Here is a 26,181-nt window from a genome sequence, read left to right as displayed (position 1 = left end):
GTAGGCGGTATGCCGGTTTCTCCCCCCCTCCCCCCCCCCCCCCCCCCCCCCTTTCCCCCCCCCCCCCCCCCCCCCCCCCCCCCCCCCCCCCCCCCCCCCCCCCAACACCGCTCACCAGCAGTCGACCGCCGCGCGGGATTGTTCGGCAGGCCCTCCCCCGGCGCCGAACAACCGAACCGGCCGCCATTGCCCTGGCGGTAACGTGAGGATCCAGTGAACGCCCGTGCCCGGGCGGGCGGTCCGTCGGATGGTCGAACCAAGGTCGGAGCAGGGGAGGGCGCCACATGCCGGGGCAGTCGGGACCGGGCCGGGCCGAGCGCGAGCTGGATCCGGGGGCCGGGCCGGTACAGCGGTTCGCCGCCGGGCTGCGTGCCCTGCGCGAGTCGGCGGGCCGGCCCACGTACCGGGAGATGGCACGGCGGGCGCGCTACGGCGTGACCACCCTGTCCCAGGCGGCGGCGGGCAGACAGCTACCCACCCGCGCGGTGACGCTCGCCTACGTCAAGGCGTGCGGTGGCGACCTCGCCGAGTGGGAGCGGCGCTGGCACGAGGCGTCGGCCGAGCTAGCCGCCCAGGCAGCCGCCGACGAGACCACCCGGCCGCCCTACCGTGGCCTGACCCGGTTCGAGCCGTGTGACGCCGAACTGTTCTTCGGCCGCGACCAGCTGGTGGAGCGGCTGACCGAGCTGATCCGCGAGCACCGTTTCACCGCCGTCTTCGGCCCGTCCGGCAGCGGCAAGTCCTCACTGTTGAGGGCGGGTCTGATCCCCCGGCTGCGCATCCCGGTCGAGGGCGACGTCCCTCCTGCGGCCGTACGGATCCTCACCCCCGGCGCCGACCCGCTGCACACGCACGCCGACCGGCTGGACCCGGTGCCCGACACCGACGCCGACACCTGGCTGGTCGTCGACCAGTTCGAGGAGCTGTACACCCTCGGCGCCGACCCGGCCGACCGGGACGCCTTCATCGACCGCCTGGTGGTGGCCACCGAGGCCGGCAGCCGGCTGCGGGTCGTCATCGCGGTGCGGGCCGACTTCCTCGGCCGTTGCGCCGAACATCCCGGTCTCACCGCCGCCTTGCAGCACGCGACGCTGCTCGCCGGGCCCATGAGCCGCGCTGAACTGCGGGAGGCCATCGTCCGCCCGGCCGCCGCGGCCGGGCTGATCGTCGAACGCGACCTGACCGACCGCCTCCTGGACGAGGTCGAGGGCGCGCCCGGCGGACTGCCGCTGATGTCGCACGCCTTGCTGGAAACCTGGCGCCACCGCAGCGGCCGCGTCCTGACCGAGGCGGCGTACGAGGCGGCCGGGGGACTGCACGGCGCGGTCGTACGAACCGCCGAGCAGGTGTACGGCGAACTGACCGCACGGCAGGCAGAGCTGGCCCGGCGCATCCTGCTCCGTCTCGTCGCCCCCGGCGACGGCACTGCCGATACCCGGCGTCCCACCGATCACGCGGAACTCGACTTCGGCAACGCCGCCAACACCCGCGTGGTTTTGGAGCGCCTGGCCCGGGCCCGCCTCATCACCTTCGACGACGGCACCGCCGACCTCGCCCACGAGGCCCTCATCACCGCCTGGCCCCGACTGCGCGCCTGGATCGACGCCGAACGCGACCGGCTGCGCGTCCACCGCGCCCTCTCCGAGGCGGCCCGCACCTGGCAGGGCCTGGGGCAGGAGAACGCCGCGCTGTACGCCGGCTCCCGGCTGACCGCCGCCCGCGAGGCCTTCCCTCCCGACACCGGCAGCGACGAACTCACCCCTGTGGAACGCCGGTTCCTCACCGCGTCGTTGCGCCGCCGGCACCGTGCCCTGCTGCTGCGCCGTACCGTCGTGGCCGTCCTCGCCGCGCTCGCCCTGCTGGCCACCGGTACCGCCGTCGTGGCCCTCAAGGCCCGGACCACCGCACAGCAGCAACGGGACGACGCCGTCTTCGGGCAGCTCACCGCGGAGGCCGACCGGCTGCGGGAGACCCACGCCGGACTGGCCGCCAGGCTCGACGTCGCCGCATACGGCATGCGCTCGACCGCCGACCTGCGTACCCGGCTCGCCTCGGACGCGGGCCGGGTGCTGGCCACGCGGCTGCCCGGGCACGAGGGGGTCGGCAGCTCGGTGGCGTACGCCCCCGACGGCCGTACCCTGGCCAGCGGCGGTCACGACGGTCTGGTCCGGTTGTGGGACACCGGCGGCCGGGCGCTGGGCAAGCCCCTCCGGCTCGGCGCCGCACGGGTCGGGGCCATCGCTTTCGCACCGGCGGGGCGCGCCCTGCTGGTGGCGACCGGGGAGGGCGGCGCCGTCCGCCTGTGGAACGTGGCCGACCGGGAGCGCCCGCGCGCCCTCGGCCGCCCCCTGATGAGCCACAACGGGAAGGACATCGTCTCCGCCGCGTTCGCTCCCGACGGGCGGACCCTGGCCACGGCGGGCGACGACGGGACCGTACGCCTGTGGAACCTGGCCGACCCGGGCCGTCCGGAACCGCTCGGTCCGGCGGTGAAGGCGGATGACTCGGACTACGGCAGCGTTCGCGCGGTGAGGTTCGCGCCCGGCGGGGACACGCTGGCCACGGCCGGCTACGACGGCACCGTCCGGCTGTGGTCTCACGATGGTGACGGCATCGCCCCGCTCGGCGAACCCCTGCGCGCCCACACCGCCCCGGTTTGGACCCTGGCCTTCTCCCCGGACGGGCGGACGCTCGCCACCGGCGGCTTCGACGAGACCGTCCGCCTGTGGGACACGTCCGGCCCCGGGCGCCCCGAGCCGCTGGGTAAACCGCTCACCGCACATACCGCGCCCGTCATGTCCGTCGCGTTCAGCCCCGACGGCAAGACCCTGGCCAGCGCAGGTGAGGACGACGCGCCGATCCTGTGGAACGTGGCCAGCCCCGGCTATCCGCAGCAGCTCGGGGAGCCGCTGACCGGCCATACGGAGGCCGTGTGGGAGGTGACGTTCAGCCGCGACGGCCGGACCCTCGCCACTACCGGGGCGGATGGCGATGTCCTGCTGTGGCACCGGCCGCCGACCGTCCTCAGTGACTTCACCAACCCGGTGACCGCCGTCGCCTACAGTCCCGATGGCCGCCTGTTCGCCGCCGCCAGCACCGACGACGGGCTCGTCCGGCTGTGGGACGCGCGCCGCCCCGACCTCCCGCGGCGGCTGCCGCGGCCGCTCGCCCACGAGGAACGGGTGCTGGCCGTGGCGTTCGCGCCCGACGGCCGCACCGTGGCGAGCGGCTCCGCGGACGGAACCGTACGCCTGTGGGACGTCTCCGCCCCCGACCGCCCGGCGCCCCTGGGCGACCCGGTGCCGGCCCACGACGGCGGCGTGCACACGGTGGCGTTCGCCCCGGGCGGCCGCACGCTGGCCTCCGGCGGGCAGGACGGCACGGCGCGGCTGTGGGACATACGCCGCCCGGGCCGCGCACGGCCGCTCGGCGTGCCCCTGCGCGGCCACACGGACGCCGTCACCTCAGTGGCCTTCGCGTCCCGCGGGCACCTGCTGGCCACGGCGTCCGAGGACGCCACGGTACGTCTGTGGGACGTGGCCGACCCGGCACGGGCCCGGTCGGGCACAGTGCTGTCGGGCCACGAACAGGCCGTCGAGACCGTGGTGTTCGCCCCGGGCGGCAGGACGCTGGCCACGGCCGGCGACGACCGCACGGTACGGCTGTGGCGGGTGGGACCGGGCGGCGGGGCCGAGGAGCTCGGCGAGGAGCTCACCGGGCACCGCGCCGCGGTCAGAGCCGTCGCCTTCTCCCCCGACGGCAGGATGCTGGCGAGCAGCGGCGGCGACCAGACGGTCCGCCTGTGGGACGTGACGGACCCGGCCCGTGCCGAGCCCTACGGCGACGAACTGACCGGCCATCTCGACACCGTCACCACCGTCGCATTCAGCCCGCGAGGCGACACCCTCGCCTCAGCAGGCTACGACCTGACGGCCCGGGTGTGGACCCTGGACACCGACCGCGCCGCGGACCGCGTCTGCGAACACACGCGTGGCGTCCTCACCCGTGCCGAGTGGCGAGAACGCCTGCCGCAACTGACGTACCGGGAGGTATGCGAGGGGAACCAGAATCACTAGGACCTGTCGTCTGACGGAAGCGGCTCCGCTGGCGGGGTGCGCGATGCCGAGGCGGCCGGGGTGGGGCGGCTGTCCTGGTCGATGAGGGTAATCAGATGGGCGGCGGTCTGCCGGTGGCGTCATCCCGCGCGCTGGCATTGCGCCCGGCCCCGGCCTCTCCCCCGCCGACGTTCCCCGCCTGACGACGCCGCCGCATGACGACGGCACGTGCGGAGACCCCGGCCTCACGCGGAACGGCCTGAGCCCCGGCCTGCGGCTGCGGCCGCGCCGTCCACCGCGCCTCTCCTTATCGCGGGGGCTACGGGATAGTGCGGCCGGCGATGTTTCCGTCCGGGTCGTCGGCCAGTGCGATCAGGACGGCGACGCGTTTGCCGACCGGTTCGCGGTGTACCTCGTAGCTCTGGCTGACGGCGAGGGTGATTTCGAGGCCGTGCCGTCCCACGCGCCGAGGGTCGCTGGCAGCGACGTCGGGCAGTACCGGGTCACTGTCCCACACTGATATCCGTACCGCGCCGCCGGTGATCTGCAAGTCGAGGACGACCGGACCGGGCGCGTACTTCACCGCGTTGGTGACCAGCTCACTGACCACCAGCTGTGCCATGCCCAGCGCCCGCTCCGACACGGGCAGGCCATGGACCGCCTGCACATCGGTGAGGAAGCGAGCGGCCAGGTGCCGGGCCTCGCCGATGCAGGAGATATCACCGTCGTAGGCGGCCGACACCGACAGCACCTGACTGTCTTGTTCTTTTTGTCCCTCGTCCCCCGCGGCCTGTTCCATGCCCGCCCGCCCCATATGATCGTCACACATGATTCATGCTGTGTGCGCGCAGCATCCCACAGCTACCTGCCCATTGCCCCGCGTCCCGGGCTTCATCCCTGCCCGGGGGACGGTTGACGTTAGGCTGCACCCTGCGCTTGCGTGGAGGGCAGAACCTGCCCGTGGGCGGGCTTCCACCTCAACAAGCGGGAGACGGACAGCATGAACCAGGCTCAGTTGACCGCCTCCCGGCGCACCACCGCCAACGGCGTGCACGTCGTCGCCCTCGCCGGGGAGATCGACCACACCACGACCGGCATCCTGCGTCAGGCTCTCGACCCGGAAGACGACAGCGCCCGGTGCACCGTCATCGACTTCCACAAGGTCACCTTCATGGACTCCAGCGGCATCAGCGTCCTCGTCGCCGCCAACAATGCCGCCCGGGCCCGCGGCGGGTGGCTGCGCCTGGCTCGCACCCCAAAGCCCATAACGGACCTGTTGCACGTCGTCTGCCTCGATGACGTCATCCCGCTGCACCCCACCCTGGACGAAGCCCTTGAGGCGGAGCACGCCGCCTGAGCCACGGCCTGCTCAAGGGCCACAGCGCGCCCAGCCGGGACACTGCACCACCCCGGCCAGGCCGGCCAGATCCGCCGGCGCAAGGACCGTGCCGACCTGGCCGCCGTCGACACCCTCTCGGCCCTGAGCACGCCCTCACCCGGCTCGGGGCGCGCAGAGTCGACTTCGACTGGATGGTGCGGCACGGCTGGGTCCCTCCCCGCAGTCGATCGAGGTCCGCTTCGGCATCAGCCGGTCCGGAGCCGTCGACGTCGCGCTCTACACCACAGCTTCGGTCGACACGGTGCCCGCCGACCACCCGGGAACTGCGCACGGTGGAGAAGGGCCGCCGTTCTCCGCTTGCGGCGCTGCGCCCGGAGCCGCCACCTTACCGGCGTGAGCCTGCGCGGGCGTTCTTCTGGTGTGTCGCTCACGCCTGCCCGGCAGCCGGCTCCCACAAGTGTCGGGCGTGCCCGGTCCCGCCGCAGTGGAAGCACCGGCCTCCCCCGGGCGTGCTGCGGACGCCGATGGTGCCGGCGGCGTGGCGGAAAAGCCGGGTGAGGCCGGCGGCGTGGGCCTCGTGGATCGGGAGCTCCTGCCGTCTGCCGAGCGTGACCTCCAGCGCGACGCCGGGGCCGGTGAAATGGGTATGCATGCCGCCGGTGATCGAGCGGAGCGTCTCGATGCCGGTCTCTAGAAGGAGCGAAACACCGTCGAACGGCTGATCAACAAGCTGAAGGCCTGGCGGGGGATCGCCACCCGCTACGACAGGTCCCCCGAAAGCTACCTCGCCGGCCTCCGCCTCCGCGCCGCAATGATCTGGATCGACGACCTCCTGGAGACCACCGACTGATCACAACATCACACAGGCCCTGAGGCCGTTCACCGAGCCGACGCCACGCCTCGCCCGCTCCCGGCTCGGGTGGGGGCGAGGCGTGGCCGTACCGTCGCCTGTGCCGCTCATCCGGTCAGCGAGGCGATCCGGAAGAGGCGGCCCGGCCGTGGTGAGGTGGTCGCGCCGGACGCGTGCTGCGTCGGACGATGAGTTCGACGGGGACCACGCGGGAGACGGGGGACGGCTCGGTCGTGCCGTCGATGCGGTCCAGGAGCAGCCGTAGGGCCCGATGGCCGATTTCGGAGAAGTCGGTGCGTACCGTGGTCAGCGGCGGGAGCATGTGCGCGCCCTCGGGGATGTCGTCGTAGCCGATGACGCTGACGTCGTCGGGGATGCGGCGCCCGGTCTCGTGGAAGGCACGCAGGACTCCGAGGGCCATCTGGTCGTTGGAGGCGAACACGGCGGTGACGTCCGGGTCGGCGGCCATGGTCCGGCCGAGGGCGTAGCCGGAGTCGGCGCTCCAGTCGCCGAAGAGCGGGTCGGGAACGGGCACGCCCGCGGCCTGGAGGGTCTGCCGCCAGCTGTCCACACGCCGGTCGGCGGAGGTCCAGCCGGGCGGGCCCGCGATGTGGTGCACCGTGCGGTGGCCGAGCCGCAGCAGATGCTCGGTGGCGAGGCGGGCCCCGTTCCAGGAGTCGGCGGCCACGCAGGGGGTGCCGTCGCCGAGGTCGTTCTCCAGGACGACCAGCGGGGTGTCGATGCCGGCCTGCGCCAGCGCCTTGCCGATGTGTGCCTGCGGGGCGATAGCGATCACGCCGTCGGCGCTCTCCGCGCTGAGCCGGTCGACGGCGCGCAGGACGGTGTCCCGGTCGGCGGTGTCCAGGGCGATGGAGCTGACGAGGTAACCGGCCTGCTGGGCGGCCGAGTTGATCGCGGTGAGGATGGAGGCGGGGCCGAAGCGGGCCGCGTCGAAGGAGATCACTCCGAGCATCCGGGTGCGCCCGCTGGCCAGCGAGCGGGCGCTACGGCTGGGCCGGTAGCCGAGGGTGCGCATGGCGGCCAGGACGGCCTCACGGGTCGCGGGCCGGACCGCCGGGTGGTCGTTGAGGACGCGGGAGACCGTCTGCTTGGACACCCCTGCCAGTTTCGCCACATCGTCCATCACGGGCCGGGCCCCGGCGAAGCTGCGGCGGCTGCGCCCCTTCCCGGACGCCGCAGCCGCCTCGGACGCCGTGGACGGCGTGCCGTCGGCGGGGCTTCGGGTCATGGCGGGCGTCCTTCGGGGTTTCGGCCGTGTCCAGGAGGTCTGTGCGCGATCACAGGATAGGTGGTGGGGGGTGGGGCCGCTCGGCCAGGCTGCCGCCCCACTCCCCCACCGGTCCTACTCCACGCCGATCGCCCACGTGCGGGGCAGGACCCACCGTGCGTCGGTGACGGACGCGGTCCCGGCGTCGGCGACGGCCCGCTCGGGCAGGTGGACGCGGGCGCCGGGCGCCAGCGGCAGGATCCGCAGCCGGAGGTCGCCCACCCGCGGCGGGCCGGCGGGCAGCCGGTGGAGGGCAATGTCCCAGGGCCGGCCGGCCTGGAACTGGTCGGCGACCAGCGTGCCGCCGGCGTGGGCACGGGCCGTGTCACCGGTCCAGCGCAGCCGCAGCAGCGCCCCGTCGGGCAGCGCGTCCGGCAGATCGACCCGGTACTCGGCGGCGACGGTGTCGTACGCCTCGTCGGCGGGGGCGCTCGCGCGGCCCAGGACGCCGGTGGCGGGGGCGGGCGCCTGTCCCACGGGGCGTACGAGGGTGAGGCGCGGCGGGTCGAGGGGGCCGGGCTCCGCGTCGGGCACGACGGTGTACCGGGTGAGCACGCCGTCCGCCGCTTCGCTGAGCCGGGCGCCCGGCACGCTCAACTGCCGCCGCGGTGCGGGCAGTACGGCGAAGGAGGGCCGGGTGCCCGTGGTGTGCACGCGTACCTCGTCGTGGTCGAAGACCACGGCCCCGTCGCCGCATAGCACCAGGCGTTCGGCGCCCCAGGCCCGTCCGCGGTACGCGGTGCGCGCCGTCGTGGCGTCCAGGAGGAGCACGCCGATCCGCTCTCCGCCGGCCGTATCCACCTCGACGAGGGCGTCCGTGCCGGGGCGCAGGCCGGTCACGAGGATGCGCTCACCCCTGGTGCCGACCTCGCCGGACGGCGTGCGCACCGCGCTCACCGTGTCGGCTCGCAGGGCGAGTTCGGGGGTGATGCCGTCCGTCGCTGCCAGGACGAGGACCGTGCGGCCGTCGTCGTCGACGGTGCACACCGGTTGCGCGGTGGCCCACTCCAGGTGGGCGCCCGCCACGTCCAGGTGCAACGGCCAGCAGAAGTACGCGCCCGAGGGGACCGTGACCGGGGTGCTGGGCAGGGTCAGCTCGGGTGCGTCGTCGAACGCGACAGTGAAGGAGGTGTCCGGGTGGGCGGGGAGCTGTTCGTGCGGCTGGTGATTGGTGACGAACAGGAAGCCGGAGCCGCCGTCGCCGCGCACCGCCCAGCGCAGCGTGTCACGGTCGTGCTGGCCGGTCGGCTGCTCCTTTGGCAGGACCGACTCCATGGGGGCGATGCGCTCGCCGAAGTCGGCGAGCAGCAGGTGCTGCAGGCGCAACTCGTGGTAGGAGGGGCGGACCTGCCCGGACTCACCGAGCGGGGCCTGGAAGTCGTAGGTGAGGAGGGGAAGGTCGTTGGGGTAGCCGGTGGCGTGCGACTCCTGGAGGGTGGTCAGTTCGCCGGCCGGGTTGGTGCCGCCGTGGAACATGTAGTAGCCCTGCCAGACAGAGCCGCAGCCGATCTTGGTCAGGCCGAGGGCGCCGATGTCGGCGGCCTCGACCCGGGGGCGGCGGTGGTAGGCCACGGCCATGCCGCCGCCCAGCTCGCAGGTGGCCCAGGGGAACCGGGCCCGGTACAGCTCCGGGTCGGCGCCGCGCACGGTGGTGGGGCGCAGGTCGGCGCCGATGCCCTCGTCGTCGCGCTGGTGGGTGTAGAAGAAGTGCTTGCGACAGGTGTCGGGCCAGCCGCCGTGCGCCTCGGTCCAGAAGGTCTCCGGATAGCCGCCGTACAGCGGCAGCAGGTCGTCGCCGGGCAGATGGACGCCGCCCCAGGCGGTGGAGGTCCACAGCGGGGCGCTCAGTCCGGCCTCCTGGGCCATCTTCTTCAGGGTGCGCAGATGGTCCGGCTGGTCGTACAGCTCGTTCTCGATCTGGATCGCGACGATGGGGCCGCCGTGCGCGCGGTCCAGCCCGCGCAGCTGCTCAGCGATCGCTGTGAACCAGGTGCCTACGGCTTCCAGGTAGGCGGGGTTGTCGGTGCGCGGTGTGCAGTCGCGCGCGAGGAGCCAGTCCGGCAGCCCGCCGTTGCGGACCTCCGCGTGCGACCAGGGGCCGATGCGGGGGATGAAGTCCAGGCCGTGGCGGGCGCAGAGCCGGGCGAAGCGGCGCAGGTCGCGGTTGTCGTCGAAGCGGATGTGCCCCTCGCGCTCCTCGTGATGGATCCAGATGAGGTAGCTCGCGACGGCCGTCACCCCACCGGCCTTCATCTTCAGAAGCTCCTCCTCCCACCGGCCGGCCGGGTGGCGGCTGTAGTGGAACTCGCCGGAGACGGGGAACCAGGGGCGGCCGCCGCGCGTGAGGTAGCGGCTGGTCACCTCGATCGGGTCCGGGGCCTCGGGGGCGTCGGCGAACGGCAGGTGGCCGGTGAGCGGCGGCGCGGGCGCGGGGACGCGCAGATGGTGGAGTGCGGTGGACATCAGGACTTCTCCGGTCCGAGGTCAGGGGTGGCGGTCAGGCGGGCCTGGGTGCGGGTGGTGCCGTGCAGTTCGAGCAGGACGAGGTCGTTGCGGCCCGGTTGCAGGACGGGCGCGGGAACGTACAGGGTGCGCTGGGGGCCGCGCTGCCAGTAGCGGCCCAGGGGAAAGCCGTTGATCCAGGCCTGCCCCTTGGTCCAGCCGGGCAGGGAGAGGAACGTGTCGGCCGGGTCGGCCACGTGGAACGTGCCGTGGTGGAAGGCGGGTCCGGTGGCGGCCCCGTCGGTCGCCGGAGGCAGGGTGGGCAGCGTGTCGAGGGGCAGTGGGAGGCAGTCCCAGTTCCGCAGCTCGGCGCCGTCGAAGGAGACCGGGCCGAGCAGGCCCTTGGGCGCGCCGATGTGCGGGCCGTAGTTGACGCCGCCCAGGTTCTCGACGAGGACGTCGAGGGCGGCGCCGGGGCGCGGTACGCGGACCGGCAGGGCCTCGTCGTGGCGTTCGCGTTCGAGGACGCCGACGGGGGCGCCGTCGAGGAACACCTGGGCGCGGTCGCCGACGCCGCCCGCGAAGTGGAGCAGGCCGTCGCCGCCGGCCGGCATGGTGGTGCGGTAGAGGGTGAAGCCCCGGGCCGTGCCCGACTGGGTCATGGTGAGGGGATGTTCGCTGTGCCGCGGGAACCGGGCGAGGGACGCGGCGTGCGGGAGCAGCGGGGTGCGCCGGTCCAGTTCCACGGTGGTTTCCGGGAGTTTGGCCGAGGGTGCGGGAACGGGCTCGTCGGGCACGGCGGCGTACCGGGCGATGACCTCGCGGAAGGCGTGGTACTTGGGGCCCGGGTCGCCGTGCTCGGGCAGCGGGGCGTCGTAGTCGTACGACGTCACGGTCGGGGCGTAGGCGTGGCCGTGGTTGGCGCCGTTGGTGAGGCCGAAGTTGGTGCCGCCGTGGAACATGTACAGGTTCACCGAGGCCCCGGCGGCCAGCAGCTGGTCGAGCGCGGCGGCGGCCTCGGCGGTGTCCCGCACGTGATGCGGGCCGCCCCAGTGGTCGAACCAGCCGATCCAGAACTCGGCGCACATCAGCGGCGCGTCGGGCCGGTGGGCGCGCAGGGTGGCCAGCGCCTCGGGCACCTTGCCGCCGAAGGTGCCGGTGGTCAGCACGTCGGGCAGGCTGCCGGCGGCCAGGTGCGCGGGGTCGACCTGGTCGCAGGTGAACAGCAGCTCCCGGACGCCGCGGTCGCGCAGGGCCCGTTCCAGATGCCTGACGTAGGCGGTGTCGTCGCCGTAGACGCCGTACTCGTTCTCCACCTGTACGGCGATCACCGGGCCGCCGGACGCCGCCATGTACGGCAGCAGCGGCGGCAGCAGCCCGTCCAGGTACCGGTCCACGGCGCCGGTGAAGCGCGGGTCGCTGCTGCGCAGCCGGATGTCCGGGTCGGCGGTGAGCCAGCCGGGCAGTCCGCCGCCGTCCCACTCCGCGCAGATGTAGGGGCCGGGGCGCAGCAGCACGTACAGCCCCTCCTCCTCGGCCAGGCGCAGGAAACGCGGCAGGTCCAGCAGACCGTCGAACACGACGGGGCCGTCGGACTCGGGCTGGTGGAGGTTCCACGGGATGTACGTCTCCACCGTGTTGAGGCCCATCAGGCGGGCCTTGTGCAGCCGGTCCGCCCACTGGTCGGGGTGGACGCGGAAGTAGTGCAGGGCGCCGGAGACGATCCGGAACGGCTCGCCTTGCAACAGGAAGCCGTCGGACGTCGTCGTCAGAGCGGGCATGCGGGTCTTCCTCCGGTTCAAAAAAAGCGGGGGTACGGCAGTCAGCGGGGCCGCCCGGGCCGGGTGGCGCGGATCAGCCAGAGCGTGGCGGCCAGGCACAGCGCCGAGACGCCGCCCAGCAGCAGCGGTACGGCGCGGACGCCGGACCACTCGATGGCCTTGCCCAGCACCGGACCGGCCACGACCCCGCCGACCATGGACGCGGCGATGACGAGGGCCCCGGCCCCGCGGGCGCGCGGGGCGGCACGGTGCAGCCAGGGCAGCCCGGTCGGGAAGATCGGCGCGATGAACAGGCCGACACCCGCGTAGGCGTACGGCGCCAGGTCCGGCACGGCGGCCACCAGCAGGCATACCGTCATGCCCGCGCAGGAGACGGTGATGATCGCCTGTGCCGAGAAGCGCAGCGCGAGCGGTGCCACGAGGAACCGGCCCGCCGTCATCATCAGCCAGTACACGGACGTGGCGGTCGCGGCCACGCCGGCGCCGTAGCCCACGGTCTCCAGATGGGTCGGCTCCCAGCCGCCAACACCGGCCTCGATGCCGACGTGCAGCACGTACAGGGCGACGAACAGGGCGAGCACCGACGCGAGGCTGCGTCCCAGCGCCCCCTGGTCCGCGGGCGGTTGTCCGTCCGCGGCCGGGGCAGCCGGGCGATCGCGGACGCCGCGCAGGCACAGCAGCAGCGGCAGGTTGGCGGCGGCGAACGCGAGGAACACCGCCGGGTAGTGTTCCGCGCCGGCCGCCCCGATCAGGACCGGGCCGAGGATGGCGCCGATCCCGAAGTGGGCGTTGAGGATGTTCAGCATGGCCGCCGAGCGGCGTCCGAAGCCGACGGCGAACAACTGGTTGAGGCCGTAGTCGATGCCGCCGAAGCCGAGCCCCGCCAGCAGCGCCATGACCAGGGCGAGCGGCCAGTCCGGGGCGAGGGCGAACCCTACGGCGCCGAGCGCCATCAGCAGATAGGAGCTGCCCAGGATCTTCCGGTTGCCGATCCGGCCGTAGAGCCGGTCGAAGAGCAGCACCCCGGCCACGCCGCCGACGAAGTGGGCGCTCAGGCCGAGCCCCGCCGTCGAGGGCGACAGGCCGAACTCGCGGCGCAGCGCGGGGATCGCGGGGCCGTACAGCGCCTGCAGCGCGCCGATGAGGACGAATCCGACGCAGGAGGCGACCACCGCGGCCGGGGTGAACGTGGCGGTCTCGGCGGTGGCTTGCGTGGGTGACGTGGAAGCGGGGGTGGTGGTCGGCCGGCTCATGCCGCCTCCAGGTGACGGCCCACGATCTCGCGGGCGAAGGACATGATCGTGCCCTGCGGGCTGATGCCGGGGGCTCCCGGCAGCACGCTGGCGTCGCACAGGCGCAGGTTGGTGAAGCCGTGCGGACGGCCCGACTCGTCGCAGACGCCGCCGCGCTCGGGCAGGGCGAGGGGCGCGCTGCCCATGCCGTGCACCGACACCAGCTCCCAGTCGCCGGGGCGCACCCGGTTGCAGTAGGCGTCCACGTCCGCCGGGCTGCGCAGCGGGGGTGCGCTGCTGGTGGGCGGCAGCAGCTCCACAGCGCCCGCGGCGAAGAGCAGGCTGGCCGTGCGTCGGAACGCCAGGCGCAGTGCGTGGTGGTCGGCGGGCGTCATGGCGTGGCGCAGCACCGGTGTGCCGCGGACGACGGCGGCGATGGTCGCGCTGCCCTGCATGCGCACCTGCGTGGTGAACATGCCCAGGTGGGCGCGGTCAGCGAGGAACCGGTCGACCTCGGCCGGGGCGCGCCCGGCGAGCGCGGCGCCCAGGCCGCCGGGCGTCAGATTGGACGGCATGACGAGGATGCCGAGCGCCGCATGCTCCTGCACCTGGGCGGTGAACATGGTGCCGCGCACCGCGTCCACGGGCCGCGGGAAACGGGCGATGGTCCGCAGGTTCAGATGCAGCGCCAGGCGCCGGCCAGCCGTGCGCGCGTGGATGCCGCTACGGCGCAGCAGCACCGGCGTGCCGATGGGGCCCGCCGCCACGAACACGTCGCGCGGACGGTAGCGCACCCGGCGCCCGGCACGGTCCACCGCCTCCACGGCGCGCACCGTGCCCCGGCGGTGCGTGATCCGCAGGGCGCGCGTGTCGGGGACGACGTACGCGCCCAGCGCCTCGGCACGGGGCAGATAGGACTCGGCCATGCTCTGCTTGGCCCCGCTGGGGCAGCCCGTGGCGCACTGGTTGCGGTGCGCGCAGTCGCGGACGACGCGCTGCGGGTGCTGCCAGCGCCAGCCCAGGGACTCGGCGGCCCGAGCGAGCAACCTGGAGTCCTCGTTGCCGTCGCCGTGCTCCTGCACGATCATGCCCAGTTCCCGTTGGATGACCCCGAAGTGCCGCTCGACGACGGGTGAGCGGTAGCCGCCGTACCCGGACCATGCCGCCCAGCGGTCCAGGACGGTGGCCGGCGGTTGCCAGAACAGACCCCCGTTGACCACGGTGGTGCCGCCCACGGCACGGGCCTCGCCGTACGCGATGGTCGGCGTCCCGAACACGGCGGTCGCGCCCGCGTTGCGGTACAAGCGGCGCATCGACTCGGCGGGGCTCGCCTGGGCCAGTTCCGCGGTGGTCACCCGCGGTCCCTCCTCCAGGACGGTTACCGACCGTCCCGCGCCGGCCAGTTCGAGCGCGGCAACGCTGCCGCCCGCCCCGGATCCGATGACCAGCGTGTCGCACGAGACGTCGGCGGCGGTGGCCTTGCGGCGGCTCATCGCGTCACCTCCGCCGGGCGCGGCGCCGCGCGGCGCGGGACGCGGCCGCCGTCGAGGGCGCCGTACAGGGCCAGGGCGGTGGTGGCGCGCAGCAGTTCGCCGTAGGCGGGCCAGGCGCGCAGCCGGGCCAGTGCCGCGCGGGCGTCCTCGGCGGAGGCGACGCCCGGCCGGCGGCCGGTGACGGCACGGAAAGCCGTGGGGAACAGACGCAGGGCGGCGGCCGTGGCCCAGCGGTAGGGCGCGGGCATCCGGTTCAGGCTCTCCACGGTGTGCCGCACCGCCCGGTGCAGCGCGTCGGCGGGGCGCAGCGCGTCGTACAGCCGTGCCCAGCAGTCCGGCAGCCTCGAGTCGTACAGGGCGCGGTCGGTGAGCTTCACGCGGTCACCTTCTCCCTGACCAGGCCGGACAGCAGGCGGGCCGGGCCCTGGTCGAGCACCTCGTCCAGGGCGTTCACGAACAGGTCGACCTCGTCGTCCCGCGCCACCAGGGGCGGCGACACGATGAGCGCGATGAGCCGGTTGGAGCCGAAGAAGGTGAGGATGTTGTGGTCGCGGTACAGGGCGGCGATCACGGCGCCTGTCAGGAGTTTGGACACCGCCTGCGGGTCCCGCGCCGCCGACGTGGGCAGACACTCCCGTACGGCGTCGGGGAGTTGGGGGCCGGGGGTGAGGAACACGCCATGCAGGGCGCCGCGGCCCGCGACCTGGCGCACCAGCTTCGGGTGGCGGGCCGCCATCCGTGCGAGTCCGTCGTCGAGGCGCTGCCCGAGCGCACGGGCGCGGCCGGGGAAGTCCTCCTCGACGGCGATCGCGACGGCCTCCAGAGCGGTCGCGGTCTCCTCGCCGAAGCCGTAGTAGGTGGTGCTGTGCAGGGTGGCGTCGGCCAGGTTGTCGTACGCGGCCCGGAAGACCGGCTCACGGGTGATGTAGCCGGAGATGGACGCCTTGCCGCCGCCGAAGGACTTGGAGGTGGTCACGATATCCGGGACCAGGCCCGGGTGGTGCATGAAGTGGAAGAGCGCACCGGTCTTGCCCCAGCCCGTGTACACCTCGTCGAAGATCAGCACGATGTCGCGTTCGGTGCAGATCCGGCGCACCTCGCGCAGGAATCCCGGGGAGCACTCGCGCAGGCTGGAGGCGCTGAACGGCTCCAGGACGGCGGCGTACACATCGCAGTCGCCGGCGGAGTCGGTGTGCCGCTCCAGGGCGAGCAGGAACGAGTCCAGGTCGTCGTAGCCGAAGGTGTCCGTGCCCGGGATCTGCGGGTACGGGAAGTGGGTCTCGGGGGACGCGGTGAGGCTGCCCGCGCCGAGCAACTTGCCGTGGAAGGCGATGTCCGTGTGCAGGACGGTGCCGCGCCGGCCGCGGTGGTACTTGTAGGCGAGCTTGACGGCCCCCTCCACCGCCTCCGCGCCGGAGTTGGGGAAGTAGCTGATGCTGAGGTCCCCCGGCAGCAGCCGCGCCAGGTTGTGGCTGAGGGCGGCGACGTAGGGAGAGAGGTAGTTCTTGTGCACCTCCATGCGGCGCCGCTCCTGGAAGCGGCGCCGGGCGGCGAGGATGCGGGGATGGTTGTGGCCGTGGCTGAGGACGCCGACACCGCCGGTGAAGTCCAGGACGCGGCGGCCGTCGCGCAGGTGGATCCACGCGCCCTCGGCGTGGTCGACGAGGTCCCGGCCGAAGCCGAAGGAGCCGATGAGGGAGACCTGGCTGCGGCTGACGTACCTGCGGTACAGGTCGTGGACCTGCTCGGTGGTCAGTGCCTCCGCCTGGTCCAGGGAGAGGAGGTCAGACATCGCGGGCGCTCCCGGCGGTCGTGGCGGACGGCGCTGACGGCGCGGCGGCGATGCGGTCGGCGATGAGCCGTCCGGCGCGGCGGCCGTCGCGTACCGCGTAGTTGGTGCCTCGGTCCTCGGGGAAGACCTGCGCCATGCCGGAGAGGTAGAGGCCGCGCACCCGCGACTCTACGGCGGGCATGGTGCGCGTGTAGTTCGGTGTGATCACCGGCTGGGCGTACTCGGCGCGCCACACGTGGAAGCGTTCCACCCATCTGCGGTCGAAGGCCGGGAACATCCGCTGGATGTGCGGCAGGCTGTACTCGAAGACCTCCTCGTCGGTCATCCGGTACAGCTCGGCGTCGGTCGGCAGGTACTTGGAGAGGTAGACGACGTGCTTGCCGTCGTAGCGTTCGGGCCGGTCGAGGTTGGTGTGCTCGATGACGCCGACGTAGGGGAAGTCGGGGTCGTTGACGTTGAGCCAGTAGGTGTCGGACAGCTTGCGCCGGTTCTCCAGGACCAGGCACACGTTGCCGAGGTAGTCGACGGACGACCAGCGGCGCAGCAGCTCCGGCACGGCCGGGTGGGCGGCGTCCTCGTGGTCGAGCAGTCCGGCCGCGACCTGTGGCGCGGTGGTGATCAGCACGTGCCGGGCCGGGTGGAACTCGCCGCCGGCGCTGACCCCGCCGACCGAGGCGCCGTCGGTGTGCACGGCCTCGGCCTCGACGCCGGTGCGGATGTCGACGCCGAGGGACTCCAGGCGGCGCCGCAGCGCGTCCAGCAGCGCCTCGCTGCCGCCCCTGATGTAGTAGAGGGTCTCCTTGCCGGACCTGGTGCGGCTGCCGCCGCGCAGGTGCAGCTTCGTCCACATCCAGGTGGCGCCTACCTGATCGGCGTACTTGCCGAATTTGCCCTCCAGCAGGGGGCGCCACACGACCTCGTACACCCGGCGCCCGCCGAGCGAGACGAGCCACTCCTCGGCCGTCCGGGACTCCAGCTCCCGCCAATGCTTGACCCTCTGGGCGCGCAGGGCCAGCAGGCCCAGACGGATCCGGTCGCGCAGCGCGAGGGGCGCGAAACGCAGCACGTCGAGCGGGGCGGACAGCCGGTACACGGAGTTGGCGTAGTACACGCCCGTGCGGGTCTCATGGGGCTCCAGCAGATCAGAGATGCCGAGGCGCTCGCACAGCCGGATCATCTCGGTGTCGGAGGAGAACCAGTGGTGGTAGAAGCGTTCGAGCCGCTTGCCGTCCCCGATGCCGAAGCTCGCGGCGAGCCCGCCGACGAGGTCCTCCCGCTCGAGGATGCGCACGCTGCGCCCCTGGGAGGCCAGTTCGAGCGCGGCGGACAGTCCGGTGAAGCCGGCGCCGACGATGACGACGTCGACGGGGGCGGGGGTGTCGGCGGAGGTCCCGGTCTGGGCGGTCCCGGGTGCATGCGTGCTCACAGGAGGACACGCTCCTTTTCGCAAGGGTCGGAGGACGGTACGGGGGTGAGGGCGTCCGCCTCGCCGAGCCGCTGTTCGACGACGTAGTCCGGACGGCCCTGGACCTGGCGGAAGACCGCGTGCAGGTACTCGCCGACGATGCCGAGGGTCAGCGCGTGGGCGCCGAAGGCCCCGGGGCGGGCCAGCAGGCGCGGCTCACGCCGTACGGCCGCGGCGGCGATCCCGCCGGCGAGGACGGCGGTGCCCAGATACGCCGACAGGCGCAGCGGCGCCACGGAGCCCGCCAGCAGTCCGCGCCGAGAGAGGGCGAGCATCTTGCCCAGGGTGTACTTCGATGCGCCCGCGTACCGCGCGTCGCGGTCGTAGGTGACGCTGGTCTCGGGGAACCCGAACCAGCTGACCGCGCCGCGCAGGTACAGGTTCTTGTCCCCGCTCGCGGTGAGCAGCGCCACGACCTCGCGGTCAAGGAGCCGGAAGTCGCCGGTGTCCAGCGCGAGCGTGTGGTCGGACAGGGAGTTGAGCAGGCGGTAGAAGGCGTAGGCGGTGGCCTTCTTGAACACCGTCTCGCCGTCGCGGCTGCGGCGCCGCGCGGAGACGACGGACCACCCTTCACGCCACAGCGCCGCCATCTCGGGGATCAGCTCGGGCGGGTCCTGGAGATCGGCGTCGATCACGACGACCGCGTCCCCGCCTGCCTCGCGCAGCCCGGCGAGGCAGGCGGCCTGGTGGCCGAAGTTGCGGCTCAGCTTGACCGCTCGCACGCAAGGCGCGTTCCTGGCCAGGGAGTTGATCAGGTCCCAGGTGGCGTCGCTGCTGCCGTCGTCGACGTAGACCAGTTCGCAGTCGAACGCGGTCAGCGAGTCCGCCACCCGGATGAGACGGGCATGGGTGTGGGCGAGCACTTCCTCCTCGTTGTAGCAGGGGACGACCACGCTGAGCTTGGGGCGTCCGTCCTTGAAGACTCGTATGTTCCGCGGCACAGCACACCTTTCGCGCAAGGCACACGTAGGGGATGGAACTGGTGGTACGCGGTAGGCCGAAAACGCTTGCTGCGTTCCGGCGACGTCTGAGTGTTACCGGTAACATGACAGGCGTCAAGATCTTCGGGGACGCACCCACGGCTCCGGCTCGGACCGGCCGGAGCGGATCCCTCTATGACGAGCGTTGCAAAGCGGGCACAGCCTCCGCGCCGCGCTCGGCGCGTGGCCCCGGACCTCGCCCGTCGGGCGAGGATCACCTCGCGGTTGCGGCGGGATGAGGGCCTGGAGCTGCGCGGCCTGCCCGGCGTCGGCGCCGTGCGCGCGGAGCGAGTCGGCCAACAGGGTCTCCCACCGCTCGAACATCTCGGCCGCGGCCGTCAGCACGGGCGGGATCTCGCCGTCGGGGGGGTAGTAGTGGTACGTCGAGCCGAGCGGCGCCTTGGCGGGCTCGGCCATCTCCTGGATGCTCGTCGCGCTCAGGCCGCGGCGACTAATCTTCGGCGGCGGCTTCCTTGCGGGCGATGTCGTCGGCGTGGCAGGGCCCGCACACGGACAGGTCGCCGGCCTGCCAGGCCGTCCGGTGCATGGTGATCTCCTCCCAGCGCTCGGCGGTGAACTTCCTTCTGCACCGCTTGCACACTGGGCGCTCCGCCTCCCGCTGTACGGCGCGGCGCTGCTTGTCCTCCTCCCTGTCGACGCGGGCCTCCTGCGCCATCTCGAGGCAGCGGGGATGAAGGATCACGGAGGCTGCTGCCCGCGAACGTGAGACAGCGGAGCAGTTGGGGCCACCCACCGTCCCGTGAACCGTCATACAGCCCACCCGACCCCGCGCACCCCTCACACAGGAACAGCGAAGACCATCACAGCCAGCAACCAGACCCGCTAGTGGTGTGACCGGGAAGGTTCGCCGGGTTGAGTGGCCAGGCCACGGCCGGTAGTGGTCCGCCGCCCCAGCGGATGCCTCGTTCGCTGCGGATGCGTGCGCGTTCGCGTCGTTGGGCTGCCAGGACGCAGGGTGGCGGGCGCTCTGGTTGCGCCGGCGCAGGTAGGCGTGCAGTGTGCCCGGGACTGGACCGGGTGGTTTGGATGGTGGGAGTTGGCCAGGGTGAACTGCCGCAGCGGACCGAAGTGAGCCTCGATGGGGTTGGCCCAGGACGCGTAGGTGGGTATGAGGCACAGCTCGACCTTGCTCTTCGCGGCCCACCTGCGGATCTTTCCAGTTCAGGTGGGCGGAGAGGTTGTCGAGGATCACGTAGATCGGGGCGCCGTCCGGGCGGGCGGCGCGAATCGTTCGCAGGGCGGCCCAGGTATGGTCGATGCCCTTGCGGCGCCGGTTGGCACCCCACAGCTTGTCGCCGACGGAGTAGCAGCCGTGGAAGTAGGTGATGCCGTAGGTGCGGCGGTAGGTGGCCGGCAGTCGGTCGGGCCGGTTCTGTCCGGCCCAGCACGAGCCGGCGGCGGGGCGGATGCCCAGTGCTCCGAACTCGTCGAAGGCGAACGTGCGGTCAGGACGCTCGTTGATCGCGTACTCGATCCGCTCCAGCTCGGCGCCGAAGACCGGGTCCGGGGAACGGGGAACGGGGATTCCTCCCAGGTTTTCGTCCGCTGGAAGGTGATCCCACGGCGGGCCGGTAAGCACCGCAGGGCCTCCCGGCCGATTCGAACGGGCCGAGCCATGTTCCCGCGCAGGGGATCGACCAGTTTGCGGATCGACCAGCGAGTGAAGGGTTTGCCCCGCATGGTGGGCCGGGTGGTGGCCGTCCGGATGACGAAGTCCTCGTCGTCACTGCTCAGCAGGCGGGGACGGCCTCCCGCCCACTGAGGGTTCAGGCTTACGAGCCCGATCTCGTTGAAGCGGTGGATCACGTCGCGGACCGTGTCCTCGTCGGCCTGGACCAGACGCTCGATCACCGGAACGGTGCTGCCGCCGGCCGAGGCCAGCAGCATCATCGCCCGCCAGCCGGTTCGCGTCGAGTCTTCGGTCGGCGCCGCCCTCGCCCGTCTCGTCGGCGATCGCGCCCTCCGGCAGGTGACGGCACCGGTCGCTCCTCGCCGTCGTGCCCAGGACTCGCTGCGGCGGCGCCCATGGAGGCAACCGCGTCGCGGACGCCGTCGGAGTCTCAGGTGCCGTCCCCGTCTGGTCCGGCACGGTGGCCGGCGAACCGGTGGCCGCCGTCGGGGGTGTGCGTCTGGCCGGAGTTCGGTTGTGCCGCGGCGAACGCCGCTCGGTACGCGACGGGCGTCGTGCCCAGGACGCGGCGGAAGTGGAGCCGCAGGTTGGAGGGGCTGCCCAGACCGCATCGATCGGCGATGAGGTCGACGGCGAGTCCGGTGGTCTCCAGCAGTTCACGGGCACGGTCAAGGCGAGCGGTGAGCAGCCACCGCAGGGGTGTGGTGCCGGTCTCGGTGACGAACCGCCGGGCGAAGGTGCGCGGTGCCAGGTGCGCGTGTGCGGCGAGCTGCCGGACCGTCAGCGGTTCGTGCAGACGGGCCAGGGCCCACGCCCGGGTGGCCGCGAGGGTGACGCCGTCTTTCTCGGGGGCCAGCGGCCGTTTGATGTACTGCGCCTGCCCGCCGTCGCGGTGGGGCGCCGAAACCAGCATGCGCGCCACCTGATTCGCCGTCTGTGCACCCAGGTCACGTCGCACCAGGTGCAGGCACAGGTCGATGCCGGCGGCGACGCCCGCCGAGGTCAGCACCTGTCCCTCGTCCACATAGAGCACGCGCGGATCCACCGAAACGGCCGGGTACCGCGCGGCCAGTTCATCGGCGTACCTCCAGTGGGTGGTGGCCTTGCGGCCGTCCAGGATCCCAGCTGCCGCCAGTGCGAACGCGCCGGTGCAGATGGACACCAGCCGCCGGCCCAGGGCGTGGGTTTCGGCCAGTGCGGTGAGCACGTCCTCCGGGAGCTCCCGCTGGTGCGCCGCGTACCCCGGGACGATGACGGTGTCCGCCTCGCGTACGGCCTCCAGCCCGGCCGTCACCGTGACCGCGAAGCCCGCCGCGGTCCGGACCGGGCGCGCGGCCCGTCCGCACAGGGTCAGTTGGTAGGGGTCGCCGGGTACGGCGATGAAGACCTGGGCCGGGATGCCCAGGTCCAAGGGCAGCACGTCGTCCATGACCAGTACCGCAACTCGATGCGGTGGAGCAGGGTTGGCAGCTTCCTCGCGCATGAAGGCAATTCTGCCACTGTCGTCGGCAGTCGACGCGGACGAGCATCGATGCCATGAACGACGTGATGACCCCTGGCGTACCGCCGCTGCCCGACTCCCCCGTCGCCCGCAGCGCGCTGGCCCTGGTGCGCGAGACCGAGTCCACCGCCACCGCCAACCACAGCATCCGCAGCGCGTTGTTCGCCCGCCTCCGCGCCGATCACCAAGGGGCGGAGCCGGGGCGTGACTACGACCCGGAACTGCTGTTCCTGGCCTGCGTACTGCATGACATCGGTCTGACACAGGCGGGGAACCGTCACCAGCGGTTCGAGGTGGACGGAGCCGACACGGCGGCGGAGTTCCTCACCGCGCGGGGCCTGCCCACCGCCGACGTCGACGCCGTCTGGGAGGCCATCGCCCTGCACACGACACCGGGCATCGCCGAGCGGCGCGGCACCCTGTGCGCGCTGGTTCACCAGGGGACCGGCATGGACTTCGGCTGGGACACCGACTGCGTCGACGACGCCACCGGCGCCGCGATCCACGCCGCCTACCCGCGGCTGTCCATGGCCACCACCCTCACCGACGAGATCATCGGCCAGGCTCGCAACCGCCCGGAAAAGGCCCTGCCCTTCACCCTCGCGTCCGAACTGCTGCGGGAGAGGTCTGTGCCGCCGCACAGGACCCGCATGGAAACCATGGCCGACGCCGCGCGCTGGGGCAATTGAACATGACCACATACGGAATCCTGCTGTTCGAATCGGCGCAGGAGCTCGACTTCACCGGTCCGTGGGAAGTGTTCACCACCTCATCCGGCCTGCGTGACGGCGCGGACGACGTCCTGCTCATCTCCGAGCGCTCCGCGCCCGTCCGGTGCTCCCAGGGCATGCGGGTACTGCCGGATCACACACTCGGTGACCACCCGCCTTTGGACGTCGTCCTCGTACCGGGCGGTCACGGCGCCAGAGAGGCCGAGACCCGCAACGAACGGATCACCGGCTGGCTCACCGATACCGCCGCGCACGCCACGTGGGTGGTCGGCGTCTGCACCGGGACTTTCCTGCTGCACGCCGCCGGCCTGGCCCGGGCCCGCCGAGTCGCCACTCACTGGCAGTACGAGGAGGCTCTCGAAAAACGCGGTGACGTCACGGTCGTCCGGGACGCCCGCTATGTCGTCGACGGCCACTTGCTCACCAGCCAGGGTGTCTCCGCAGGCATCGACAGCGCCCTGTGGCTCGTCGGCCACCTGCACGGACGCGAGCACGCCCGAGCCGTGCGCCGTGCCCTCCAGTACGACCCGGCGCCTCCCTACCTGGCAGACGAACCCCTCCTTAACCCCTGACCGACCGAGAAGAGGAGCATTGACCGAGATGAACCGCCGTACACTTCTGCGCGCCACCGCGCTCGGGGCCACGACGCTGACGGCCTCCGCCGCAACCCGGGCCGACGCAACAGTTCCCGAACCCCCCGTACGCGATCGACCCCTGCGCGTCCACGTGGTCATGTTCGACGGTGTGGAGGAACTGGACTTCTCCGCCCCGTACGAGGTGTTCTCCGCCTCCGGCTACTTCGCGAAGCGGGAAGTGGAGGTCCGCTACGTCACGCTCGACGGTCCCCTTACCGTCAAGGCGGCCTACGGCACCCGCCTGCGCGTGGACCACGGATGGGCCCCCGAGGAGGCGGACCTCCTCGTGGTCCCCGGTGGCGGGTACGCTCGCCGGGAGGATCCCGGCGTATGGGCCGAGATCCGGCGAGGCTCCCTGCCCCGGGCCCTGGCCGCCGCGGCCCGTCCGGGCCTGACCGTCAGCGCGCTGTGCACAGGCGTGATGCTGCTCTCCGCCGCCGGGCTGACCTCGGGGCGCCCCTGCACCACTCATCACCGGGCGCGGGCCGACCTGGAGCGGCAGGGCGGCGTGCTGAAGAACGCCCGCGTGGTCGACGACGGCGACCTGGTCACCGCCGGCGGGGTGACTTCCGGACTGGACCTTGCCTTGTGGCTGGTGCGCCGGGAACTCGGCGCGGAAGCCGCGATCGGTCTGGAGGAGATGCTCGAGTACGAGGCGCGCGGCACGGTGTGGACCGCGCGGAGCAGTCGATGAGCGGAGAGCGACTGCCACGGGCGCGGAAGTGGTTCTCCACCTGTGCAGCAGCGGCACAGGCCTTGGCGTCGTCCCCGCTTGTGGTCGGCCGGTGCTCAGACGTTCGCTGACGTCGTAGCCCGCCCCACGGCACGCTCTTGGACGACAAAATGCAGATCAGGACGCAGAACGCGTTTCCAACTGGAGCACCAGTTCCTTCATTGCCTTCTCCAAGGGGCGGGAGATCATCCGCTCATGGCGCGATACGGAGACCTTCTCCCACGCGTCGAGCCAGACCGGGTTATGACGCTTAGGGACCTCGCAGCCTCGCAAGAACGCCAGGTATTGCCTGGCGTCCGCGGGCAGTGCCTCACGTTGGACAATCCGCGCAACCGTGGCCAGCGGCAGGTGCGCTGCGCCACCGGCGAGTTCCTGCACATGGCGAAGTGGCGGCGCTCCCTGCCGCTCGTAGAGTACGTGAAGCGCGTAGCTGAGATCCGCCTGGTCCCTGATGAAGCGGGGGCGGGGCTCCCGGAGGCGGAGAGTGTTCCGTTCTTCCCGCCGGGCCATCGTCCACAGTTCGTACAGGCCCGTTGCCTGCCCGATGACGTCCCTTCGGTTGCCGCCCGCGAGCTCGACGCAGATGACGTAGTAATCGCTCACCCTGCACCACCTGGGCACCGCGCCTCGGTCGGAGGCGACGCGCTTCAACGTGGCTTCGGAGACGACGTCGGTGTGACGCGCCATCTCAGCGTAGGTGGCACCCGTGAGGGCGCGGATCTCCCTCAGACGGCTGGCCAAGGCGGTTCTGTGGCGAGGTCCGGTCAGTGGAGTCTCAGGGCGTCCCATCCCCGTTCCCCCCTCTACTTGTTGCCTGCTGCGGCGAGGACGCCGTGGGCGAGGGCGACCAGGGCACGGCGGCCGCCGGTAACGGCGATGGTCACCGCGGCGCCGATCCCGCCGCAGCCGCCGAGGAAGGTGAATATGTCGGAGGTCGGCATGCCCACCACGTACAGTGCGCCCCCGATCATCGGGAAGACGGTGAGGGGCAGCACGTGGGCCAGGCTCAGCCGGCCAGCACCGGTCTCTCCGGCCGGGGACGGTGGGGTGGTGCTCCGCTGGAGCCCGGCGGAGGTGGGGACGTTCTCGGATACGGCGCGGGAGCCGCTGTACTTCGGCATCAGCCCTCATCATGTGGTCCAAGGGGTGCGCCGCAAATGCGGCGCACCCTCCCTTCTGGGTGCAACCCGCGCTGGCCGTAACACAGTTGGCGCTGCGTCACGCACGGACACAAGCAGTGTCCCAGCCTCGAGACCCGACCCACGTCTCTGACGCCAACCCTTTGGCCGATAAATCCCATTTGCCGATTCATTGGCTCATCCGTGTACCTCCTTCTGTACGCCCTAGTAGCAAGAGGTCTGTCACGCTTTCAGGCCCGTGGCCTGCGCAAAATTGAATGCGCAGCGTTAGGCTTTCGCATGCGGAAACCTCGGCCCACCCGGCGTACGGCAGATTGGTTCAAGCCTGTACACATAGCCTTTGCCGGTCTCCCTACCTAGGGAGCACACTGACCGCACGAACTTCGCAGCACGTACAGCGAGGTCGGCAAAGCCCTTGGTCCACTGGGTGCAACCAAGAACTACGGGCATCAGGCGGAACGCGTGTTGGCGCACGCCCCGCCAGCGAGAAGAGGAGGCTGCGACGGCCTCCTCTTCTCGCTGTTATCCAGCACAGACAGCGTGAGGCCCCCTCGGAGAACGTCCCGAGTGGGCCTCACGCTGCTGTACTCGGCCTACGACACCACGCTCGCCTTGATCTTGTTCACCGTCGTCGCCGACCGGCCCGCGAACTGCCCGATCCGGCGCCAGGTCCAGCCGGTGCGGCTCAGCCCATACACGATCCGGGCACGGGCCTGTTCCTCGGTGAGCAGCTCGGGCGCACGGCCCGGAAGCGCAGTCGGCCGGCAGACCGGGCAGCCCCAGTCCTTCACGAGGCCCGAAGGCGCGGGCCGGGTGGCGACGGGCGCCTCCTCCTTGATGCGGGCGGTGACCCGGGACGGGGCGGTCTGGGAGGCGGCCACGAACACCGTGGGGGCCGGGGCGGGCGTCTGTGCGGCTTTGTCGGCGGCTGTCGCGTCCAGCGTGGCCGTGGGGCGCGAGAGCGGTGCCGTTCGCGGGTCCAAGGCGGGCCTGCGGGGCCGGGACTCCCGTGCGGGGCACGGACGCGACAGGCACGACAGGTAGACGGACCGGGTCGGTCGGCGCGGGGACGGG

The 26,181-nt window shown here is 72.3% G+C and carries 22 protein-coding genes and 1 pseudogene; 5 read left to right on the top strand and 18 right to left on the bottom strand.

Translation table 11 applies throughout. From position 1 onward, the window contains the following. Nucleotides 1–284 precede the first annotated feature (284 nt). Nucleotides 285–4,076: an nSTAND1 domain-containing NTPase gene (locus ACZ4W9_RS32880; RefSeq protein ID WP_467941941.1), complete on the top strand. Its 3,792-nt coding sequence runs from the start codon at nt 285–287 to the stop codon at nt 4,074–4,076. Between the two features lie 298 nt (nt 4,077–4,374). Here the strand turns inward: ACZ4W9_RS32880 and ACZ4W9_RS32875 are convergent, their stop codons facing one another. Next, nucleotides 4,375–4,854, bottom strand: a complete 480-nt coding sequence (locus ACZ4W9_RS32875; protein WP_467941939.1) for an ATP-binding protein — start codon at nt 4,852–4,854, stop codon at nt 4,375–4,377. Nucleotides 4,855–4,995: 141 nt separating this feature from the next. On the opposite strand from ACZ4W9_RS32875, the gene ACZ4W9_RS32870 reads away from it, so the two are divergent. Beyond that, nucleotides 4,996–5,412, top strand: a complete 417-nt coding sequence (locus ACZ4W9_RS32870) for an STAS domain-containing protein (protein WP_467941937.1) — start codon at nt 4,996–4,998, stop codon at nt 5,410–5,412. 409 nt (nt 5,413–5,821) lie between these two features. Here the strand turns inward: ACZ4W9_RS32870 and ACZ4W9_RS32865 are convergent, their stop codons facing one another. From ACZ4W9_RS32865 to ACZ4W9_RS32800, 14 genes and pseudogenes are all read right to left on the bottom strand, one after another. Continuing rightward, nucleotides 5,822–6,046 (bottom strand): hypothetical protein, encoded by a 225-nt coding sequence (locus tag ACZ4W9_RS32865; RefSeq protein ID WP_467941961.1) that lies wholly within the window; start codon nt 6,044–6,046, stop codon nt 5,822–5,824. A gap of 313 nt (nt 6,047–6,359) precedes the next feature. Next, nucleotides 6,360–7,493, bottom strand: a complete 1,134-nt coding sequence (locus ACZ4W9_RS32860) for a LacI family DNA-binding transcriptional regulator (RefSeq protein WP_467941935.1) — start codon at nt 7,491–7,493, stop codon at nt 6,360–6,362. A 114-nt stretch (nt 7,494–7,607) separates the two neighbouring features. Continuing rightward, nucleotides 7,608–9,995 (bottom strand): beta-galactosidase, encoded by a 2,388-nt coding sequence (locus tag ACZ4W9_RS32855; RefSeq protein WP_467941934.1) that lies wholly within the window; start codon nt 9,993–9,995, stop codon nt 7,608–7,610. After that, nucleotides 9,995–11,755 carry a beta-galactosidase gene (locus ACZ4W9_RS32850; protein WP_467941932.1) on the bottom strand — a complete coding sequence of 587 codons (1,761 nt, stop codon included), beginning with the start codon at nt 11,753–11,755 and terminating at the stop codon, nt 9,995–9,997. The genes ACZ4W9_RS32855 and ACZ4W9_RS32850 overlap by 1 nt, the downstream gene beginning before the upstream one ends. Nucleotides 11,756–11,796: 41 nt before the next feature. Continuing rightward, nucleotides 11,797–13,008, bottom strand: a complete 1,212-nt coding sequence (locus ACZ4W9_RS32845) for an MFS transporter (protein ID WP_467941930.1) — start codon at nt 13,006–13,008, stop codon at nt 11,797–11,799. After that, nucleotides 13,005–14,480: a GMC family oxidoreductase N-terminal domain-containing protein gene (locus ACZ4W9_RS32840; RefSeq protein ID WP_467941928.1), complete on the bottom strand. Its 1,476-nt coding sequence runs from the start codon at nt 14,478–14,480 to the stop codon at nt 13,005–13,007. Before ACZ4W9_RS32840 ends, ACZ4W9_RS32845 begins: the two co-directional genes overlap by 4 nt. Beyond that, nucleotides 14,477–14,857, bottom strand: coding sequence for a hypothetical protein (locus ACZ4W9_RS32835; protein ID WP_467941926.1), 381 nt, complete (start codon nt 14,855–14,857; stop codon nt 14,477–14,479). The genes ACZ4W9_RS32840 and ACZ4W9_RS32835 overlap by 4 nt, the downstream gene beginning before the upstream one ends. Further along, a complete protein-coding gene (locus ACZ4W9_RS32830) occupies nt 14,854–16,272 on the bottom strand; it encodes an aspartate aminotransferase family protein (protein WP_467941924.1) in 1,419 nt (472 codons plus the stop codon). Before ACZ4W9_RS32830 ends, ACZ4W9_RS32835 begins: the two co-directional genes overlap by 4 nt. Beyond that, nucleotides 16,265–17,698, bottom strand: a complete 1,434-nt coding sequence (locus ACZ4W9_RS32825) for an NAD(P)/FAD-dependent oxidoreductase (RefSeq protein ID WP_467941922.1) — start codon at nt 17,696–17,698, stop codon at nt 16,265–16,267. Before ACZ4W9_RS32825 ends, ACZ4W9_RS32830 begins: the two co-directional genes overlap by 8 nt. After that, complete coding sequence (locus ACZ4W9_RS32820; RefSeq protein WP_467941920.1) at nt 17,695–18,678, bottom strand: glycosyltransferase family 2 protein; 984 nt, start codon at nt 18,676–18,678, stop codon at nt 17,695–17,697. Before ACZ4W9_RS32820 ends, ACZ4W9_RS32825 begins: the two co-directional genes overlap by 4 nt. Nucleotides 18,679–18,792: 114 nt before the next feature. Further along, a complete protein-coding gene (locus ACZ4W9_RS32815; RefSeq protein ID WP_467941918.1) occupies nt 18,793–19,134 on the bottom strand; it encodes a hypothetical protein in 342 nt (113 codons plus the stop codon). Between the two features lie 34 nt (nt 19,135–19,168). Further along, a complete protein-coding gene (locus tag ACZ4W9_RS32810; protein WP_467941916.1) occupies nt 19,169–19,420 on the bottom strand; it encodes a hypothetical protein in 252 nt (83 codons plus the stop codon). A 202-nt stretch (nt 19,421–19,622) separates the two neighbouring features. Continuing rightward, nucleotides 19,623–20,634, bottom strand: a pseudogene (locus tag ACZ4W9_RS32805) (IS630 family transposase); the annotation flags it as partial. Between the two features lie 164 nt (nt 20,635–20,798). Continuing rightward, complete coding sequence (locus tag ACZ4W9_RS32800) at nt 20,799–21,851, bottom strand: GlxA family transcriptional regulator (protein ID WP_467941914.1); 1,053 nt, start codon at nt 21,849–21,851, stop codon at nt 20,799–20,801. A 53-nt stretch (nt 21,852–21,904) separates the two neighbouring features. On the opposite strand from ACZ4W9_RS32800, the gene ACZ4W9_RS32795 reads away from it, so the two are divergent. The 3 genes from ACZ4W9_RS32795 to ACZ4W9_RS32785 are packed head-to-tail and all read left to right on the top strand — an operon-like array spanning nt 21,905 to nt 23,929. Further along, nucleotides 21,905–22,558 (top strand): HD domain-containing protein, encoded by a 654-nt coding sequence (locus tag ACZ4W9_RS32795; protein ID WP_467941912.1) that lies wholly within the window; start codon nt 21,905–21,907, stop codon nt 22,556–22,558. A 2-nt stretch (nt 22,559–22,560) separates the two neighbouring features. Next, a complete protein-coding gene (locus ACZ4W9_RS32790; RefSeq protein WP_467941910.1) occupies nt 22,561–23,172 on the top strand; it encodes a DJ-1/PfpI family protein in 612 nt (203 codons plus the stop codon). Between the two features lie 28 nt (nt 23,173–23,200). Then, nucleotides 23,201–23,929 (top strand): DJ-1/PfpI family protein, encoded by a 729-nt coding sequence (locus tag ACZ4W9_RS32785; protein ID WP_467941908.1) that lies wholly within the window; start codon nt 23,201–23,203, stop codon nt 23,927–23,929. Between the two features lie 156 nt (nt 23,930–24,085). Here ACZ4W9_RS32785 and ACZ4W9_RS32780 read toward each other — a convergent pair whose 3' ends face one another. The 3 genes from ACZ4W9_RS32780 to ACZ4W9_RS32770 all read right to left on the bottom strand — a co-directional run bounded on the left by ACZ4W9_RS32780 (nt 24,086) and on the right by ACZ4W9_RS32770 (nt 26,090). Further along, complete coding sequence (locus tag ACZ4W9_RS32780; protein ID WP_467941906.1) at nt 24,086–24,709, bottom strand: hypothetical protein; 624 nt, start codon at nt 24,707–24,709, stop codon at nt 24,086–24,088. 62 nt (nt 24,710–24,771) lie between these two features. Next, nucleotides 24,772–25,089, bottom strand: coding sequence for a hypothetical protein (locus ACZ4W9_RS32775; RefSeq protein ID WP_467941904.1), 318 nt, complete (start codon nt 25,087–25,089; stop codon nt 24,772–24,774). Between the two features lie 611 nt (nt 25,090–25,700). After that, nucleotides 25,701–26,090, bottom strand: coding sequence for a hypothetical protein (locus ACZ4W9_RS32770; protein WP_467941902.1), 390 nt, complete (start codon nt 26,088–26,090; stop codon nt 25,701–25,703). Between the last annotated feature and the right edge of the window lie 91 nt (nt 26,091–26,181).

Source organism: Streptomyces sp. NPDC029296, from assembly GCF_055569255.1.
This window is presented reverse-complemented; position numbering and strand designations above follow the sequence as displayed.